This window comes from Micromonospora sp. CV4, assembly GCF_003667455.1.
In the GTDB taxonomy this organism is placed as follows: Bacteria; Actinomycetota; Actinomycetes; order Mycobacteriales; family Micromonosporaceae; genus Micromonospora.
Window position 1 is genome coordinate 1 of record NZ_RCVI01000221.1, and the last position, 689, is coordinate 689.

The 689-nt window shown below is 76.9% G+C and carries 1 protein-coding gene; it reads left to right on the forward strand.

The genetic code is table 11. The annotated features are described in order from the left end of the window. Positions 1 to 133: 133 nt before the first annotated feature. Entirely contained in the window at positions 134 to 646 is a 513-nt protein-coding gene (locus EAD98_RS09260; protein ID WP_121653642.1) for a PH domain-containing protein, read from the forward strand. Positions 647 to 689: the final 43 nt, after the last annotated feature.

Sequence of the window (689 nt, forward strand, 5' to 3'; positions counted from 1 at the left end):
GTCATCGCCCGCCCCGCTGCCTCCGGGCGCCATACCGGCGGCCGGCGGGTACGACGCCGACCCCCGCCCGCCCGACCTGCCGGCGCCCGGCCTGCTGCCGCCCGGCCCGTCACCCGCCGGCGCACCCGGCACCCTGTTGACCCACGGGTCGGCGGGGCGGGGGCCACTGGAGCCCTGGCCGGACACGGTCCGCTGGCAACGGATCTCCTCCGACCTGATCTGGGTGGAGCTGATCCGGCTGGCCGTGGTGCTCGCCATCGGGCTGGCGGTGACCGGGATCGGCTGGGCGTTGAGCGGTCAGGGCCTGTTCGGGCTCGCCCTCGCCGCCGTCCTGGTGTTCGGCGCGTGGCGGGCCGTGGCGATCGTCCGCGCCGTCAAGGCCTGGGGGTACGCGGAACGGGAGGACGACCTGCTGGTCCGGCACGGGTTGCTGATCCGGCGGCTCTCCATCGTGCCGTACTCCCGGATGCAGTTCGTCGACGTCAGCGCCGGGCCGCTGGAGCGCGCCTTCAACCTGGCCACCGTGCAGTTGCACACGGCTGCGGCGGCGAGCGACGCCCGGGTGCCGGGGCTGCGACCGGCGGAGGCGTCCCGGCTGCGCGACCGGCTCACCGCGCTCGGCGAGGACCGGGCGGAGGGGCTGTGACCGCGCGACCGGGGGACCACCGGCCGCGCGGTCACAGCCCCTC